A 2,337-nucleotide genomic window follows, 5' to 3' on the forward strand; every position below is an offset into this window, starting at 1 on the left:
GGTTGCTTGATAGGTCTTGTCATCAAAAGAGATGTTGGCAATACGGCCAACAACTACACCAGCGCTTTTTACTGGCGCACGTGGCTTGAGTCCACCAATATTGTCAAATCGAGCAGAGATTTTATAAGTAGGCGCAAAAGAAACGGCGTTCATATTGCCGACCTTTAATGCAAGAAACAAAGCAGCCAGCAAGCCAATGGCCACAAAGATTCCAACCCAAATATCAATTGCACTTTGTCTCATAAGAGTCCCAGTTTATTCTTTCTAATTCGAGAACATCATTGCAGTTAGCAGGAAGTCCAATGCTAAAACCGATAAAGAAGAAATCACCACCGTTCTCGTGGTAGCTTGCGATACGCCCTCAGGCGTTGGTTTTGCCTCGTAACCCTGATACAGAGCAATAAAAGTCACTGCTACACCAAACACCAGACTCTTAATCAGGCCATTACCAATATCAGAGAAGAGATCTACTCCACCCTGCATCTGAGACCAGAAGGCACCAGAGTCCACACCAATCAATGGCACCCCAACAAAGTAGCCGCCCATCACACCAACAGCCGTAAAGATCGTTGCCAAAATCGGCATTGCAATAATGCCAGCCCATAAACGCGGAGCAATCACACGACTTAATGGATCTACTGCCATCATTTCCATTGCGCTGAGCTGTTCGCCGGCTTTCATCAAGCCAATCTCTGCAGTGAGAGATGTGCCAGCACGGCCGGCAAATAACAAGGCTGTAATCACGGGACCCAATTCACGGGTAAGTGACAGTGCGACCAATAAACCCAAAGCCTGCTCTGAGCCATATCGATTAAGAGTGTAATAACCCTGCAGTCCTAAGACGAAGCCAACGAATAAACCAGATACCGCAATGATCACAAATGAGTGATTACCCACAAACAGAATTTGATCGGAAACTAAGCGAGGTCTTTTTAATAAAAATCCGGAACGCCAAATCACTGCAGCAAACATGCGAGCAGCAAGGCCAAGACTCGTTAAGTTACGACGAACAAAGAAACCGAGGTCACCGAAAATATCTAAGGCCTTATGAAGGATGCTCATTTCAGGCTCACTCCAAAATCTTCTGCAAGGCTTTGGCCTGGGTAATGAAATGGCACAGGACCATCCGGTGAAGCATCTAGAAATTGACGTACAAACGGATCGTTTGAACGACTCAATTCTTCTGGTGTACCTTCTGCACCAATGCGACCATTTGCAATGAAATACACGTAATCGGCAATTTCAAATGTTTCTTCAACATCATGCGTCACCAAGAGGCTGGTCGCGCCCAGCGCTTGATTCAAATCTCGAATCAAGCGTGCAGTAATACCCAAGGAAATTGGATCCAAGCCCGCAAAGGGCTCGTCGTACATGATCAACGGTGGATCAAGTGCAATCGCTCTTGCTAGAGCAACACGGCGTGCCATGCCACCAGAAATCTGTGAAGGCATTAAATCACGTGCACCACGCAAGCCAACCGCATTCAGTTTCATGAGTACCAGTGATCGCAATAAATCTTCGCTTAAGTCGGTATGTTCACGCAAAGGAAAGGCGACGTTTTCAAAAACACTCAGATCGGTAAAAAGTGCGCCAAACTGAAAGAGCATTCCCATACGACGACGGGCAGCCATTAACTCTGTGCCATTCATTTTGCCAATGTCATGACCCTCAAAAAGGACTTGACCAGACTGCGCTGTAAATTGACCGCCAATCAGTCTCAGAATTGTGGTCTTGCCACAACCAGAGCCACCCATCACCGCAACAACTTGGCCACGGCGGAACTCCATATTGAGCCCCGATAAAATTTGCCTCTCACCAGGAGCATAGGAAAAGTTGACGTTCTTAATTTGAACTACAACTTCGCCTTGGCCACCGCTAGAGGTTTTTTGCTTCACTTCCACCGAATTGGAGTGGCTACTGTTCATATCCTCGATATTATCGTGGCAGAACAGAAGACCCCATTAAATACTCGTCTACTGCTTGAGCAGCTTGACGACCTTCACGAATCGCCCAAACCACCAAGGATTGTCCGCGACGCATATCGCCAGCAGCAAAGACCTTTGGAACATTGGTTTGATAAGCATTTTGACCATCAACCGTAGCCTTTGCATTGCCGCGCGCATCTTTTTCAACACCAAATGCATTGAGAACCTGGGCTGCAGGTGATACAAAGCCCATTGCTAAAAATACTAAATCTGCCTTAATCTCAAATTCAGAATTTGGCATTTCTGTCATCTTGCCGTCTTTCCACTCCAAACGCACACAAATTAGTTTCTCTAATTTGCCATCTTTACCTTCAAAGCGCTTAGTCGCAACTGACCAATCGCGCTCACAACC

Annotated in this window: 4 protein-coding genes; all 4 read right to left on the minus strand. The window is 46.4% G+C overall.

Translation table 11 applies throughout. The annotated features are described in order from the left end of the window. The coding region (locus B7Y67_RS15525; RefSeq protein ID WP_293599410.1) for an MlaD family protein at positions 1-243 on the minus strand (243 nt) is incomplete at its 3' end. A gap of 21 nt (positions 244-264) precedes the next feature. Continuing rightward, the gene (gene mlaE / locus B7Y67_RS15530; protein ID WP_293599411.1) at positions 265-1,062 is read right to left on the minus strand and encodes a lipid asymmetry maintenance ABC transporter permease subunit MlaE; all 798 of its coding nucleotides are present in this window, start codon (positions 1,060-1,062) and stop codon (positions 265-267) included. After that, complete coding sequence (locus B7Y67_RS15535; RefSeq protein ID WP_293599412.1) at positions 1,059-1,925, minus strand: ABC transporter ATP-binding protein; 867 nt, start codon at positions 1,923-1,925, stop codon at positions 1,059-1,061. The genes mlaE and B7Y67_RS15535 overlap by 4 nt, the downstream gene beginning before the upstream one ends. Before the next feature lie 10 nt (positions 1,926-1,935). Next, a partial coding sequence (locus B7Y67_RS15540; RefSeq protein ID WP_293599413.1) for an FAD-dependent oxidoreductase occupies positions 1,936-2,337 on the minus strand: 402 nt, incomplete at its 5' end.

The sequence above is a fragment of the Polynucleobacter sp. 35-46-11 genome, from assembly GCF_002281105.1.